The sequence below is a fragment of the Vallitalea okinawensis genome, assembly GCF_002964605.1.
Classification (GTDB): domain Bacteria; phylum Bacillota; class Clostridia; order Lachnospirales; family PQDH01; genus Vallitalea_A; species Vallitalea_A okinawensis.
Genome location: NZ_PQDH01000010.1, coordinates 1 through 14,655 on the forward strand (window position 1 = coordinate 1; position 14,655 = coordinate 14,655).

The 14,655-nt window shown below is 30.4% G+C and carries 19 protein-coding genes; 14 read left to right on the forward strand and 5 right to left on the reverse strand.

Annotated elements, in window-relative coordinates:
* Window positions 1–281: 281 nt before the first annotated feature.
* The 5 genes from C1Y58_RS21140 to C1Y58_RS21155 all read left to right on the forward strand — a co-directional run bounded on the left by C1Y58_RS21140 (window position 282) and on the right by C1Y58_RS21155 (window position 3,569).
* Entirely contained in the window at window positions 282–719 is a 438-nt protein-coding gene (locus C1Y58_RS21140; protein ID WP_105618574.1) for a cytidine deaminase, read from the forward strand.
* Window positions 720–756: 37 nt separating this feature from the next.
* Window positions 757–1,269 carry a hypothetical protein gene (locus tag C1Y58_RS21145; protein WP_105618575.1) on the forward strand — a complete coding sequence of 171 codons (513 nt, stop codon included), beginning with the start codon at window positions 757–759 and terminating at the stop codon, window positions 1,267–1,269.
* 155 nt (window positions 1,270–1,424) lie between these two features.
* Window positions 1,425–2,150, forward strand: a complete 726-nt coding sequence (locus C1Y58_RS21150; RefSeq protein ID WP_105618577.1) for a GNAT family N-acetyltransferase — start codon at window positions 1,425–1,427, stop codon at window positions 2,148–2,150.
* 674 nt (window positions 2,151–2,824) lie between these two features.
* Window positions 2,825–2,959: a hypothetical protein gene (locus C1Y58_RS27100; protein ID WP_278286138.1), complete on the forward strand. Its 135-nt coding sequence runs from the start codon at window positions 2,825–2,827 to the stop codon at window positions 2,957–2,959.
* Window positions 2,960–3,302: 343 nt separating this feature from the next.
* Window positions 3,303–3,569 carry a DUF3243 domain-containing protein gene (locus C1Y58_RS21155; RefSeq protein WP_105618579.1) on the forward strand — a complete coding sequence of 89 codons (267 nt, stop codon included), beginning with the start codon at window positions 3,303–3,305 and terminating at the stop codon, window positions 3,567–3,569.
* Between the two features lie 96 nt (window positions 3,570–3,665).
* Here the strand turns inward: C1Y58_RS21155 and truA are convergent, their stop codons facing one another.
* The gene (gene truA / locus C1Y58_RS21160; protein WP_105618581.1) at window positions 3,666–4,406 is read right to left on the reverse strand and encodes a tRNA pseudouridine(38-40) synthase TruA; all 741 of its coding nucleotides are present in this window, start codon (window positions 4,404–4,406) and stop codon (window positions 3,666–3,668) included.
* Between the two features lie 257 nt (window positions 4,407–4,663).
* Between truA and C1Y58_RS21165 the strand changes: the two genes are divergently transcribed.
* The 4 genes from C1Y58_RS21165 to C1Y58_RS26555 all read left to right on the forward strand — a co-directional run bounded on the left by C1Y58_RS21165 (window position 4,664) and on the right by C1Y58_RS26555 (window position 6,632).
* A complete protein-coding gene (locus tag C1Y58_RS21165; RefSeq protein ID WP_105618583.1) occupies window positions 4,664–5,377 on the forward strand; it encodes a 3'-5' exonuclease in 714 nt (237 codons plus the stop codon).
* Window positions 5,378–5,522: 145 nt separating this feature from the next.
* Window positions 5,523–5,744 carry a hypothetical protein gene (locus C1Y58_RS21170; protein WP_105618585.1) on the forward strand — a complete coding sequence of 74 codons (222 nt, stop codon included), beginning with the start codon at window positions 5,523–5,525 and terminating at the stop codon, window positions 5,742–5,744.
* 32 nt (window positions 5,745–5,776) lie between these two features.
* On the forward strand, window positions 5,777–6,439 hold the full coding sequence (gene trmB / locus C1Y58_RS21175; protein WP_105618587.1) for a tRNA (guanosine(46)-N7)-methyltransferase TrmB: 663 nt from the start codon (window positions 5,777–5,779) through the stop codon (window positions 6,437–6,439).
* 40 nt (window positions 6,440–6,479) lie between these two features.
* Window positions 6,480–6,632 (forward strand): hypothetical protein, encoded by a 153-nt coding sequence (locus C1Y58_RS26555; RefSeq protein ID WP_157950230.1) that lies wholly within the window; start codon window positions 6,480–6,482, stop codon window positions 6,630–6,632.
* A 54-nt stretch (window positions 6,633–6,686) separates the two neighbouring features.
* Here C1Y58_RS26555 and C1Y58_RS21180 read toward each other — a convergent pair whose 3' ends face one another.
* Window positions 6,687–7,622: a CPBP family intramembrane glutamic endopeptidase gene (locus tag C1Y58_RS21180; protein WP_105618589.1), complete on the reverse strand. Its 936-nt coding sequence runs from the start codon at window positions 7,620–7,622 to the stop codon at window positions 6,687–6,689.
* Between the two features lie 501 nt (window positions 7,623–8,123).
* Here C1Y58_RS21180 and trxA point away from each other — a divergent pair.
* A complete protein-coding gene (gene trxA, locus C1Y58_RS21185) occupies window positions 8,124–8,441 on the forward strand; it encodes a thioredoxin (protein ID WP_105618591.1) in 318 nt (105 codons plus the stop codon).
* Window positions 8,442–8,528: 87 nt separating this feature from the next.
* Here the strand turns inward: trxA and C1Y58_RS21190 are convergent, their stop codons facing one another.
* Window positions 8,529–9,749, reverse strand: a complete 1,221-nt coding sequence (locus C1Y58_RS21190; RefSeq protein ID WP_105618593.1) for an AI-2E family transporter — start codon at window positions 9,747–9,749, stop codon at window positions 8,529–8,531.
* A 274-nt stretch (window positions 9,750–10,023) separates the two neighbouring features.
* On the opposite strand from C1Y58_RS21190, the gene C1Y58_RS21195 reads away from it, so the two are divergent.
* The 3 genes from C1Y58_RS21195 to C1Y58_RS21205 are packed head-to-tail and all read left to right on the forward strand — an operon-like array spanning window position 10,024 to window position 12,485.
* On the forward strand, window positions 10,024–11,049 hold the full coding sequence (locus tag C1Y58_RS21195; protein ID WP_105618595.1) for an ABC transporter substrate-binding protein: 1,026 nt from the start codon (window positions 10,024–10,026) through the stop codon (window positions 11,047–11,049).
* Window positions 11,024–11,785: an ABC transporter permease gene (locus tag C1Y58_RS21200; RefSeq protein ID WP_105618597.1), complete on the forward strand. Its 762-nt coding sequence runs from the start codon at window positions 11,024–11,026 to the stop codon at window positions 11,783–11,785. Before C1Y58_RS21195 ends, C1Y58_RS21200 begins: the two co-directional genes overlap by 26 nt.
* A complete protein-coding gene (locus tag C1Y58_RS21205; protein ID WP_105618599.1) occupies window positions 11,778–12,485 on the forward strand; it encodes an ABC transporter ATP-binding protein in 708 nt (235 codons plus the stop codon). Before C1Y58_RS21200 ends, C1Y58_RS21205 begins: the two co-directional genes overlap by 8 nt.
* A gap of 177 nt (window positions 12,486–12,662) precedes the next feature.
* Here the strand turns inward: C1Y58_RS21205 and C1Y58_RS21210 are convergent, their stop codons facing one another.
* Complete coding sequence (locus C1Y58_RS21210; protein WP_105618601.1) at window positions 12,663–13,274, reverse strand: hypothetical protein; 612 nt, start codon at window positions 13,272–13,274, stop codon at window positions 12,663–12,665.
* 14 nt (window positions 13,275–13,288) lie between these two features.
* Window positions 13,289–13,702 carry a hypothetical protein gene (locus tag C1Y58_RS21215; protein WP_105618603.1) on the reverse strand — a complete coding sequence of 138 codons (414 nt, stop codon included), beginning with the start codon at window positions 13,700–13,702 and terminating at the stop codon, window positions 13,289–13,291.
* Between the two features lie 281 nt (window positions 13,703–13,983).
* On the opposite strand from C1Y58_RS21215, the gene C1Y58_RS21220 reads away from it, so the two are divergent.
* Window positions 13,984–14,646: a hypothetical protein gene (locus C1Y58_RS21220; protein ID WP_105618604.1), complete on the forward strand. Its 663-nt coding sequence runs from the start codon at window positions 13,984–13,986 to the stop codon at window positions 14,644–14,646.
* Window positions 14,647–14,655: the final 9 nt, after the last annotated feature.

Sequence of the window (14,655 nt, forward strand, 5' to 3'; positions counted from 1 at the left end):
CTGATTTTGCACAATTGAGCGATTTAAACAAAAGTAATCTCATAAAAGAAATGAAAACAATTTTACCACAAGTAAAGCATTTAAGTATTAACGGAAGTAAAGTTTAGTTTAATCCACTTACGAACATAAGTTATATACCGATATACGTCGCAAAGATGTCTTTTATAGGCTTATATCGGACGTCAGTAATACCTATTTAGTAGACATCGACACACTAGATTTTAGAACATATTTTACGATAAATATTAACAACATAAAAAAGTTTAAGAGGAGAATAAATAATGAATAAAAGTATTGAGAAAGAGATGTATGACAGAGTGATAGAATTTATTGAACAAAGATATCCAGAGGGTTGGGGAGGGGCTGGAATCGTACATACAGATAAGAATAAGTATTTAATTAGCGTGGCACTTGAGGTTTTTAATGCGAGTGTTGAATTATGCATTGAAACAGGTGCGATGATAGAAGCAACAAAATATAATGAGAAGATAACACATTGTCTTTGTGTAGTTAGAGATGATGAGAACTCACCATATAAAGTATTATCACCATGTGGGATTTGTCAGGAACGATTACGTTACTGGGGAGAAGACGTGAAAGTAGGAGTAACAACAGAAAACAATGAACTGAAGTTTGTGGAATTAAAAGAATTACAGCCATATCATTGGACAAAGGCATATAATGCAGAAGATTTAGAGCATTATCAAGCAGATAACTAAATAACTTAACTAAAGTTTAATTTAAGGAGGGATTTATTTGTATACAGAGATAGAAAATGCAATCACTTCTTACATAACTGCTAGACGAAATATTATTGAAGTAGGTAATAAGTATCCATCGTTATTTAGTGGCAACGATAACATCATTGGAAGAATTGGAGAATTTTACGCCCTTATGTTTCTACTTGATTATGGCCAGCAGCCTTCTAAGATATTGAATGCTAGCAATCCAGGTTTCGACTTAATTGATGAAAAAACAGGCTTAAAAACGCAAGTAAAAGTTATTACTGCAGAGAATAAACTAGGAAGAACTGTTCAATTGAAAGATGGCTGGGATCAGTTACTTCTTATTATACTTGATTCGAATTATGACATTGAGTCTATTGGCGTTTTACAACATGATAAGTTTGAGATATCCATTAAGGAAAATCCCACTCATTCAAGAACCCCATATATAAGAAAATCTATGTTAGGTCCTAAAGGTATCTTTGGTCGATATGGTACCGTAATAGATAATTATAACTTGAATCTTAAAGACAAATGTATCTGAGCATAGCTAAATTATATTTTAATGAATATGAATGCAGTCTATAAATAAGGATGATATTTAGGATTAGATACGGTGAGCCTTACTATAAATAACTGCGGTTTCTAGATTGGATTGTTTATGAATATAAGTTACTCGATACAGAATGGAGGGGTATTATGAACAGCAAATTAAAGAGAATCTATGAAGAAAGATCACAGATCTACAATTGTTCAATTGAACAATTTGAAGATGAAGGAATAACTTTGATGGAAGTTGAATCGATGCGAGGAAAGGGCTATTTTACTCTTGCAAACTTCCGAGACCATCTATTTGTTAGAATAGATCCAGAGATGGAAACACCCATTGGTAAGTTAGACATCTCATTAAAAGAGAAACCCTCAGATGTCATTAACGCTCTAAAAGATCATTATTCCTTTTCGGATAGAATGATTGAAAAGACATATTGCTATTACTATTATTTGAAAGATGAACCTTTGATTAATCACTCTAGTCTAATAGTTAAGCGGATAACTGATGATGAAGTAAATCAGTTGAACACGTTCTTAAATGGGCTGTCAGAGGAAGAGTTGGAATTAGCTGATATTGAACTTGATAAGCTTGATCCAGTTATATTTAGTGGATATTTAGACAATAAGATAATTGGATACGTTAGTCATCGTTATCCAATTGGACATGAATCAATTGGTGATATTGGGATCGTTATTGATTCTGAATATAGAGGAAAAGGATTTGGTAAGGCCATGCTTATTCATGAAGTAAACTGGTGTCTTGAAAATGGAATTGTGCCTATGTATGTGGTTTTGGATGACAATAATGCATCAAGTTCACTAGTTCAAAAGTTAGGATTTGAGCAAGTATGCGAAATATACAGGTTGAAATAGGCACAATGATTTAGGCAATGAATGAAATTTTATAATAGAATGAAGAATAGTGAACCGTACCATAAGTAAAAACAGTACTGAGCTAAACTATCTTTTAATGAGTAACATAGAAGAGCCGAAAGGCTCTTTTACTATTTACAAAAACAAAAGTAGTTGTGATTTATAATTTATTGATATCACGATGATTATTAATATATTATCTAAGCTATAAGTAAAGCAGAAGTAATGGGTGTAAAATTTGCTTGCAATACGAGATTCATAAAAGGGTTTCTTAAATATATTGCATTATTTTTATTAATGCAATATATAGAGTTATTATTGTGCAGATTGATGAAAATTATATTTTTTTAATAAAAAGATTGACAGGTGACTAGTGACAATATTGTAAACTTATAAAGATGAAAAGTTAGTTCTAAATTAGAAAAGAGGAAGTAGTAAGAATAAATAAAGGGGGGGAACTTATGTTCCTGTTTTATGATAATAAGTGTAATATAATAGAAAGTAAGGAATGATAGCTACATTGGTGATCGTAAATAATAATATGAAAAAGAGAGATAGCTGCCACTACTCTCTCCTTCATGGTTAACGTGCTAAGAAAGCAACGTATTCACAACTAAAGTATAGCATGTTAACCTCTAGTTTCATAGGACAATTTATAACAGGAGGATACAATATTGAATGATACCTTAGATAAAGTAATAGAGAAATATATAGTAAAACATAATATAGTTAATATAAATCCTGAAGATGTCTCAGATACATATGCAAGGTATATTTTAGAAAAAGTAATTAAATCCAATTTAGAATAATTTAATCAAAGAAGGTTGCAGTAAGGTTGCAGTAAAAATAAAATTAGCTAGTAAAAACAAACATAAACTAACACAGTAAAGGTTGTAAAACCCTTTAAATAAAGGGTTTTACACACTAATAGAGATATAATGTAAATATAAATGACGAATCCGAGTGTCGTGGGTTCCAATCCTACTGTGTGCGTTAACCTTAAACTCCTAGAAATAGGGGTTTTTAAATTACAAAAAAATAACTTTACTCATAATCAATGATAAAGATTAATTATCTATAGTTTGATATGTTATACATTTTATTTCACTTACTTGTAAAAACTAGTTATGCAAATCAGATGGAGGTGTATAAATGGATTTAAAAAATAGCGATAATCTTCAGCACTGGGATAAGTGGAAAGAGACATTGAACCAAGCCGTTGATGTCGGTCAAACTGTTGGTATGACAGAGGAAACGATGAGTAAGATTGCTATGAAAGTAGGTAATTTTTTATCATCAAATATTGATCCAGAAAATAAAGAACAAAGGGTTATAAAAGAACTTTGGGATATCGGCGATGATCATGATAGAAAAACTTTATCTAAGCTGATGCTAAAAATAGCAAAACATGAAGACTAGCAATAAACTTTTAAGCAGCATTCAGTCCTAATAGGCACGAATGCTGCTTCATTATAGACATCACTAGTACAATATTCTATTAGATTAAAGTTGGGTCTAGTTATAAAAAACTTCTTTCAGAAACAAACCTTGGGCAGGAGCAGTAGGTCCTGCATATTGACGTTCCATTTTCTTAAAGATTTCTGGAATAGCATCTACTTTCATATGACCTAATCCAACTTCAATTAGTGTACCGACAATGATACGAACCATATTATAAAGAAAACCGTCTCCATCAAATAGAAACGTAATCTCTCCATCTTTAACGGCAATGTCTATTGAATTAATCTTTCGGACAGTTGATTTCTTCTTACTCTTCATAGTAGTGAAGGATTTAAAATCTTTCTCACCTAAAAAGTAACTGGCAGCTTTATTCATTTGCGTAATATTAAGAGACTGCGATAAATGATAAGTATATTTTCTTGTAAAAGGATCTTTATAGGTACTATTATTAATACGATAAAGATATTGCTTATGGGTAGCGTTATAACGAGCATGAAACCTATCACTAACCTCAGAAACATCCAATACCACTATGTCATCAGGTAAATAATGATTGAGGTATTCCATAATCTCGTTGATCTTAAGTCGTTTCTGTATTTTAAAATTAGCTACTTGATGGAGGGCATGTACACCTGCATCTGTTCGACCTGAACCTATAATTTCAATAGTTTGTCCAACCATTAAGGTGAGTACGTTTTCAATTTTTCCTTGTATGGTTTGGTCATTATCCTTTAAGCGTTGCCAACCTTTATATCTTGAACCATCATAGGCGATTGTTAATCGATAATTATTCATGAAGACACTCCTTTGGTTTAACTTGCATTAAATACTGAAAGTATTATTCGTTTACATATATCACATATTTAAATAATACTATATATGATGTATAATATTCAATAAAGCTAAGTTTTTTATTAATAGATTTTACATGTTAATGGATTTAAACGCATTGAAATTAAGATAAAACCTATTTAGGTCACATCACGATGGAGTAATTTTAGAGAATTAATATTGCTAGAACATGAGAGATCCAAATATAGAAGGAGAATGATATGCAGTCATACGTTGTATTAGATATTGAGACAACAGGTACGAGCCCAATATATGATAAGATAACTGAGATAGGTGCAGTAAGAATCTTAGATGGGCGTGTAGTGGAAAAATATGAGCAACTGATTAATCCAGGGGTGATTATTTCAGATCGGATTACAGAGATAACAGGCATTACTAATGAAATGGTAGAGGGGCAACCAGTAATAGGGGAAGTGTTAAAAGGCTTCGTTGATTTCTGTGGTGATGAGCCTATTGTAGGTCATAATGTTATGTTTGATTATCGCTTTTTAAAGAATAATGCAATTAATAACCAGTTGGATTTTGACCGTATGGGTTTAGACACTTTAGCCATTGCTAGGAAGGTTTTAAGACATTTACATAGTAGGAGCCTTGAATCACTATGCAGGTATTACGATATCGGGCGTGAGCGTGAACATAGAGCTTTTGATGATGCCTTTGCAACGTACAAGCTTTTAGAACTTATGAGAAGAGAATATTGTAATGATGATCCTCATCTATTTGTACCACAACAATTACTCTACAAACCTGTTAAAATGAGTCCAATTACGGATAAACAACTTAGATACCTTAAGTATTTAATTAACTATCACCAAATAGAACCAGATTTTATTCCTGATAAGTTGACAAAAAATGAAGCAAGCAAGATCATTGATGAGATTATATTTAAATATGGAAGAAAAATTGGTAGTTAGATAATCTGAACACATGTTAAGCAATGATTCCTATGGAGTTATACTTATCATGTGTTTTTAATTGCTCATTTTATTAATTGTATTTCTAATTTACAAAATATGGATAATATGATAAAATATATAAAAATGTAATTGGAGGTATAAAATGGATAGGGCAATTATAAGAATTGGACAAGTTATATATATATGTATATGCATAGGTATCATCGTAACATTGTTAATGGCAAATTTAATACCTTTGGTAGAGCTAATAAGATTTACGCTTATCGTATTACTCATATTGATGCTACCCTTTTTTATACTTACCTTGAATTGGAAGCCTGATGACAATGAGTTTATTTGGCATAATGAAAACAATGGTGTATAATAGCTATAAATATAGCTAAAAGGAGTAGAAACATGCGTCTTAGAAATATTAAAGATACAGACTTAAAATTTGCTAATTGTAAGGCAATTATTGAAGATGCTGCGGTTTATAAAGGAAACTGGAAAGAAACCTACTTTAAAAACAATAACCCTATACATGTTGAATTTGGTATGGGTAAGGGGCAGTTTTTAAGTACACATGCTATTAATAACAGTGACATCAATTATGTGGGGTTTGAAAAGTTCACGAAAGTGTTGGTAAGAGCGTTAGACAAATTTGATGAACTTGAAAATGCGGCAATCGTTCGAATGGATGTTGAAGCTATAGAAGATGTATTTGAAGAAGGTGAAATTGATATTATTTATCTCAATTTTTCAGATCCTTGGCCTAAAGACCGGCATGGGAAAAGACGTCTTACCTATAGAACTTTTTTAGATCGATATCGTACAATTTTAAAAGATAAAGGAGAAGTACACTTTAAGACAGATAATCAAGATCTTTTTGATTTTTCTATAGAAGAGTTCCAAGAAAGAGGCTGGAATTTAAGAAATGTGACTAGAGATTTACATCATTCAGAGTACATAGAGGGAAATATTATGACCGAATATGAAGAACGATATGTGAGTATAGGACAACCTATTTATCGATTAATAGCAATGAAACCTCATACAGAAATGAACATGATGGATGAATAAATAATATAATAATAAAAAGGCTTATTTTTGTGAGGTTATAATGAAACTAGGTGAAAAGATTAGATATAAGTTAAGACAAAAAAGTTATCGTAAAACACCTTTCAAAAAAGTAACTGAGCAACTTACAAAAGGAATTGATGATATTACAAGTGTTTTAGACGATGATGGACCTAGAAAAAAGAAGGGGAAATAAATCCTCTTCTTTTTAATATAATTTAATAATTAACAAGCAAAATTCTGTAGCATGTTATACCGGAAGAGATGCAAGCAGTTCAATTAAAACACTAACTAATATGAATATAACTACGGTAATATAAAATGGTATCATATGTTTAGATTTAAGGATTTGAAGACTTTCTTTATCAAACCTAAAGTTGAAGAGCTCTTCCTTTTTATTAACCTTTATAAGTAAATATAAGAATACAATAGCTACAGGTGTGAAGATAACTGCTAAAAATAATGCAGCCATGACAGAAAGCATCATTTCATCTGTAGTTACATTATTCATCATATCAACATATTCTGATCCAAAGTTAGCAAATGCTAGCTTCAAAGTAAGGACTTGTGTGGCATTAATAACAAAATGAGCAATCATAGATGAAAAGATGGAGCCTGTTGCTTTTACTAGATAAACGAATAAGAACCCTAGTAAGAAAGCGTAAAAAAACTGTTGAAAATTTAGATGAAGCATACCAAAGAAAAGTCCATTTATTAAAGCAGCTATTTTTACATCAACATGCTCATATCCTGACAAAATCATCCCTCTAGTAGGTATTTCTTCAAAGATGGCAGGTAGAACCGCTAATGTCAAAACTAAAAATAGAGATGGCAGACTCATAACTTCAATGAGATAGTCATTTAATGTGTTTGTAAAAAATAAGTTGGATAAACCAGATATAAAATTCATAAAGGGTTGAATGGTTATTGCGAATAATATAACTAAAAAAATACTTTTTATATTAATTGGTTTAATACGCAAGATTTCCTTTATATTATTACTACCAGATTGCTTAATAAAAATGAGTGTAGGAATAAATAATAGGAGGGTATAAGTCGTGAAAGTTCGCAACAAATCATTGAACCCCAAATATAAGAAGATAGGATTTAATATCATAGAACCAATTAAAAAAATCACGAGTATTAGTAAAGCATATAAGTTAGTTAATCGAATGGATTTATTCATTTTTTTACCTCCGTGTTATATTGGGTTACGGATTACTATATATTATATGTACCCATTGTGAGTAATTATATTATATGATAGGGAATTTATATTTTCAACTTATCATACTCTATATATTAAACTAAACATTGAGAATAATATATATTCCTTTAATTATAAGGTGAATAGTTTTATTTATTTACTGGGTTTATAACAGTTATTTAATTCAACTTATATAGCTATATTCTATTTTATAGTTAAGAAAAAGTACATGAAAAATTCTTACAATGTGAAGAAAAGAGCTAATTGTAGAGAAAGTATTAGTGGAAATATTTAAAATATAACATTAAATCGATAGGTTATTAAAAAATAATGAATTTTTATTATAATTTGTGGTATAATAATTAAGATTCTATTAAATTTAATAAAATGATTGACTATATTCTAATATTAGAATATAATAATATTAAGAAATACAAAAATTATATTTTGTAAAATGAATTAATCAAGGAGGAAATTATTATGGCATTAGCTTTTACAGATTCAAATTTTGAGAATGAAGTATTAAATTCAAATATTCCAGTATTAGTTGACTTTTATGCAGACTGGTGTGGACCATGTAAGATGATGAGTCCTGTTGTTGATGAGTTAGCAAAAGAATTAGAAGGTAAAGTTAAAATCGGTAAATTAAATGTTGATGAGAGTGGCCAAACAGCTCAAAAATACCGTGTTATGAGTATACCTACTATGTTAATTATTAAAAATGGTGAAGTAGTTGATCAAATTGTTGGAGCTGTACCAAAGCAACAACTACAATCAAAACTTGAAAAGTTCATGTAATTGAATTAGAATATGAGTCATTATAATATTGACTATAATAAAAAAAGTTTGCACAAGATGCAAACTTTTTTATTGCTTAAAAAAGACTTATAAATTATTCAAATCTTCCTTTGTAATAAGTTTATTTTCTAAACGTTTATTAATGTAGCGTTTTGTCAAATTATATAGTACTGTAAATGTAGGGACGCCTAAAAGCATACCAGCAAATCCAAAGAGTCCTCCACCGACAATGATAGAAAAGACAATCCAAATTGGTCGTAAACCTACAGATTCACCAAGTATCTTAGGGCCAAGGATGATACCATCGAATTGTTGCAGTGCCAATATAAATAAGATGAACCAAAGTGATTTAATTGGGTCTACAAAAAGTATAATAAAGAAACCTGGAACAGCTCCTATGAATGGACCAAAATAAGGAATCATATTAGTTATACCGACGATGACACTAATTAATAACGCATAGGGAAAGTTAAATAAATTCATGCAAATAAAGCATAATATACCGATAATCAATGAATCCAGCGTCTTACCAACAAAGAATCTCTTAAAAATGTTATTACATTCCCGGGAGATTTCAAGGATATGATCAGCTAGTCCCTTTTTAAATATAGCATAGTTAAGCTTTTTACCTAATATAATAAAACGTTCTTTATCAGCGATTAGGTATACGGAAATAATGAGAGCCATAACGAGATCAAAAACATTATTAGTTATTGATATGGATGTTTCTAGTAAGCTTGGTATAAAGCTGGTAAAAAAGCTTTCTATAGTTCCGAGAACTGACGGTATATAGCCTTTTATGGCATCATAGAATTGGTTAAAACTCTCAGAGTCTTTAACAATATTATCAGAAAATACTGTTGCTCTCTCTACTACATCTTCTATAACATCGGGAAAGTCAACTAGTAGTGTTGAGATACTATCAAGTAACTGTGGTACGATATAACGTATTGTCAACACAACGAAAAAAAGTACGATAAGATACATGGTAAAGATAGAAAGATTACGTACTCTTTTTTTCTTCTTCTCAATGATAGCACGATCTTCCTTCTTTTTATTTTTATCTGTCCCTTTTCTAAAATATAACTTACTATAATAAGCTTCAAATTTCGTAACACCGGGATTAATAAGAAAAGCAAATAAAAAGCCTAGTAAAAAGGGGAATAATAGATCTATATATTTCCCTACACCCGTTAAGGTATCATCCCAATTCATAGAAAATTTAAAGACTAATATAGCATAAGTGATGAGGATAACTCGTAATAGTATATATGTAATTTTATCTTTATCCCAATCAATCTTAAACATATAGGCCTCCTTAAAGAATGATGATTTAGTCAATAGTTAATAGGTTACTATTGTCTATAGTTTACCCACTCTTATTCAATGATACACCAAATTATATTACAGTTCTATAGATATGTTTAAATTTCTAATAATTCGTGTTAAAATAGACCTATAGAGTAACAATATTAGCTAGATATAACGACTAATAAAAATTAAAGTAAGCATATTAAACACCATTATTATTTATTAATGGTGAATTTAATTAAATAACATCATATGCGAAGGGCGTGATACCATGAAAAAAACATTGACATTTTTATGTATGCTTATAGTTGTATCTTTATTATTCGTAGGTTGTGAATCAAGTAAAACAGATCCTACAACAGACGTATATAATAAAGATGGTGAAACAGAGACTGTTACAGAAGATAATAAATTGGAACTAGATATAATTGTACCTTCAGGGACACCTGCTATGTCCATGGTTAAACTTATGGAAGAACAGCCGTCTTTAGGTGAAAACGTAGAGGTTAATTATGAAGTCGTAGCATCAACAGATGCTTTAAAGGCTAAGGTTATTGCTGGTGAAGCAGATATAGCTATTGTACCAACGAATCTAGCATCCATTTTGTATAACAAAGGTATCAACTATCAAGTAGCTGCAACATCAGTTTGGGGGAATCTGTACTTAGTTAGTGACAAACCTCTTTCCAGTACAAGTGAATTAGCAAATGAGACCATTTATTTATTTGGTCAGGGATTATCACCAGATATCATTTTTACATACCTTCTAGAGCACATAGGCATTAATAAAACAGATGATTTAGAAATTAATTATTTGCAAGGTGCTACTGAGATTGCGCCATTGTTCTTAACTGGAGAAGCTCATGTTGCATTAATACCAGAGCCAATGCTAACAAAGGTAAAGGCAAAGAAAGATGTTACAGTTATTCTAGATCTACAAGAAGAGTGGAAAAATGTTACGGGGCAAGATACAAGTTATCCTCAGGCATCACTTATTGTCAACAAAGATTTTATAGAAAGCAATCCAGAAATATTAAATACTTTCTTAGATATGTATGAAGATAGTATCAATTGGATTAATGAAAATCCAGCTCAAACAGGTGAGTACTATGAAAGTCAAGAATTGGGCTTAGAAAAAGCCATTGTTGAAGCTTCAATTCCACAATCCAATATCATGTATAAAGGTGCCAATGAAGCAAAAGATGCTATCAACACATACTTAGAAGTACTTCATAATTATAGTCCTGATACAGTAGGAGGACAGTTACCGGATGAAAATTTCTATTACCAAAGATAAATACTTTAAGTGCTGTTCAATAGTATTTTTATTAGTTACTTGGCACATATTAGCTTTAGCTGTAGGTAGTGAATTAAAGCTACCTTCACCTAAAGCTACTTTTATAAGCACCTATGATATTATAACTAGCTCTGGATTTTTATCGGTTACTATATCAACCTTTATAAGAGGGATATTTAGTATTATTCTATCCTTATTTTTAGCTGTTACATTAGGTTTTCTTGCAGGCATATTTAAAAGTTTTAATTACTTTTTGCAACCCTACATAACAATTATAAGATCCACACCAACGATGGCGGTTATCTTTATACTTCTAACAACATTCAGCGATGGAGGAATAGCTTCTGTTGCTATCTGTGTACTAGTTAGTTTTCCAATTCTGTATAGCAATGTATTAGAGGGTATCCAAAATGTCAACCAATCCCTCATACAAATGGCAGATATATACGAAGTAAAAAAAATGCTCATTCTGAAAGATATCTATTTGCCATCAATTAAGAATTATATTATTGCAGGATTAAGTGCATCGGTTGGACTGAATTTTAAAGTAATGATATCAGCTGAAGTTATTGGTGAAGTAAAAGATTCTATGGGAAAAGCACTGTACTTAGCAAATGCTAACTTAAAAAAGCCTGAGGTTTTTGCATGGTGTATCATATTAATTCTTTTAGTATGGATTATAGATAATCTTTGGAATTATTTCTTGAGTAGACAAGGGAAGGGTCAACATGTATAGTTTAGAGAACATTTCGATGAAATACGGTTCGTTAGATGTTATTAAGGATATGAGTATCCATATAGAGACAAATGAGATCATCTCCATATTAGGTCCCTCTGGTTGTGGGAAAACAACCTTGTTGAATATGATTACAGGGCTAATTAATGAATATGAAGGTAAGATACAAGGATTTGAAGAAAAGAAAATTAGTTATCTCTTCCAAGACTTAAGATTACTTCCTTGGAAAAATGTATTTGACAATATGGTTTTTGTTCTTAAAGGGAAAGTAAAAGATGATTATCTATCAGAACATATTGATAATTTTTTGAAATATGTAGGTCTTCAAGACTATAAGGAATTTGCTATTCATGAGCTAAGTGGTGGTATGCAACAACGTTTATCCTTAGCTCGTGCTTTTGCGTATCCTTCCCAGATTCTTTTAATGGATGAACCTTTTAAGTCTTTAGATTATGAAATGCGACATCACATTATAGAAACCTTCAAGAATCTTTGGAATAAGGAAAAAAAGACAGTTATATTTATTACTCACGATATACGAAGTGCTATACAGTTAAGCGATACCATCTACTTGCTATCTGATAAACCAACACAAATCTTGAAGCGATATAAAAATCCTCTTTCATTACATCAACGTACCTTTGAGGAAGAAGATTTTATTGCATTAGAAAAACAATTATATATTGATTTTATCAAGTAATTAGATAATCAACGTTGGGTTTAAATAGATATTAGAGGATTAAGAGATTTTGAAGAAGATATAAAATAGTTTTTAGTGATCTTTAATCACTTTTTTCTCCAACAAAAAAACCACTTACATAGTAATATGTCAATGGTTTTTTAATCAACTCGATATTATTAACAATACTCTCAAATATTAGTTATTGCGTTTACCCTTTTTTAATTCTTCGTAATAGGGTTTGGATTTTCTTCTTAGTTTGATACGATCAACTTTTTTTCTTTCCCCATTAACAAAGTCTTCAACTGTTTTTTTATCCTCTGCAGGTACTAGACAACGATAGTTGGTTTGTTTAAAGAGCTCACCTTTATTCTTCTTTACGATAAGGCTCATAAAATATGGACTATCTGGTTGAGCGGTTTTTTTCTGTTCAAATCCAATGGTAATTAATTCTGGCCATTTAATATAGCGATCATATAAATACAAATAAACGCCTTTTTTGGTTAATGCCCAGTAACCACTTGAAGTAGGTAAAAAACCAAAATAAAAAAAGAATAAAATAAATGAAGTAAATGCCATTGTAAACTCAGTAGTACCTTGCAATATACCATTTATATATAGCACTGTGAATACGACAGATAGTGCTAATGAAACATATTGAGTGACCATTAATTTTTTAGATTGATGACGAAAGACTACAGCACCTTCTTTTTCATATTGCTTTAAATTCATCCAACCTAAAACCTTTTTAATAAGGGCATAAGCTAATAGAATAACGATGACTATATCAAGAATAGTTCCAAAATCCACGCTTTTCAACTCCTTTAAGCGATTTCAATCTCTTTAGTATCTTTATTGTCCCTAACTTCTAAAAAGTCAGTTATTTCATCTAATTGGTCAAAAAGATCAACCATTTCTTCACTGCGTAATGTAACTAGGTAGTCTTGGATGAGAATATTATATTTTTTCTGGAAAACCTCAAGTTTCTCTTTTGTTTGAATGGTCTTTTCCTTTACATCGTTAAGTCGATTTAAAGCTTCTCTTTCAATATCCTGAGCTTTAACACGTGCATCATCAACGATGTTTTCAGCAGTTACCTCTGCATTAATAACAGCCTTTGTTATTGCTGATTCACGTTCTTTATAATAATCAATAATATTTTCAAGTTCAGAAATATATTTTTCTACTTCTTCAGGGCTGTACCCTTTTCTAACAGTGGTAAAGTTTTGTCTCATCATAATACTACTCCTCTCTTTGCAAACTTACTTGAATTATTATCCCTTCGACAAGATAGAAATTTAGAAAATGATGCTCTTCGACGAGGGGCGAGCTATTATAAGTAATTATATCATAGAACAAAACTTTCGTGTATAAAAAATTAGTACCAATAAGGAACATTCTTTGTGAGATTATGGTAGTAATAAAATACAATTTTTTCAAAAATATCAATAATTATGAGTTAATCATTGAAATCTTCTGAATTATTTTATAAAATAGTATTAGGAAAAGGAGGGGTATAATGACTTTAAAACCTTCTACTGAAATTGAATCTTTAGTAATGAAAAAAAATGGACAAGGTTATATAATAGATAGTAGGAAACATATATATTATTTTGATATAATAAAAGAGCAGCTAACCTACTTAATGACATTAAACAAAGAATTAGAAGGTTATGTGAAGCTCATGATCAGCAACAATGAATTACTCCTTTTTACTAGATCTCAACAAAAAATCTATGCGTACTCATTACAAGATAAAAGACAAAAATGGTACTTCTATCAACATATAAAGGATCAAGAAATACAAGATGTTGAAATACATGAGCAGCATATAATTATTTTATCTAAAAATAAACGTAATCAATATTATTATTTAAATGAATTAGACTTACTTAATGAAACCTTAATCAATAAGAAAAGATTTAAAAATAAATGTTATCTTCATATTGGACGATATAAAGAATGTCTAATCTTATTCGACGAGAAATATGAAATCCATGAACGGTTAGATTTACAGACTTATTGTGATTTGGATAAGAAGGCAAATATACTAGTAAATAATCTAAATGAAAAATACTTTCTAAATGATAATTATATTGTTACATATGATAACCATTTTAAAGCTATAGAATATTACAATACTGATAATTACCTTGTTGGAATCAATACTGTACTGGAATAGATAAATCAG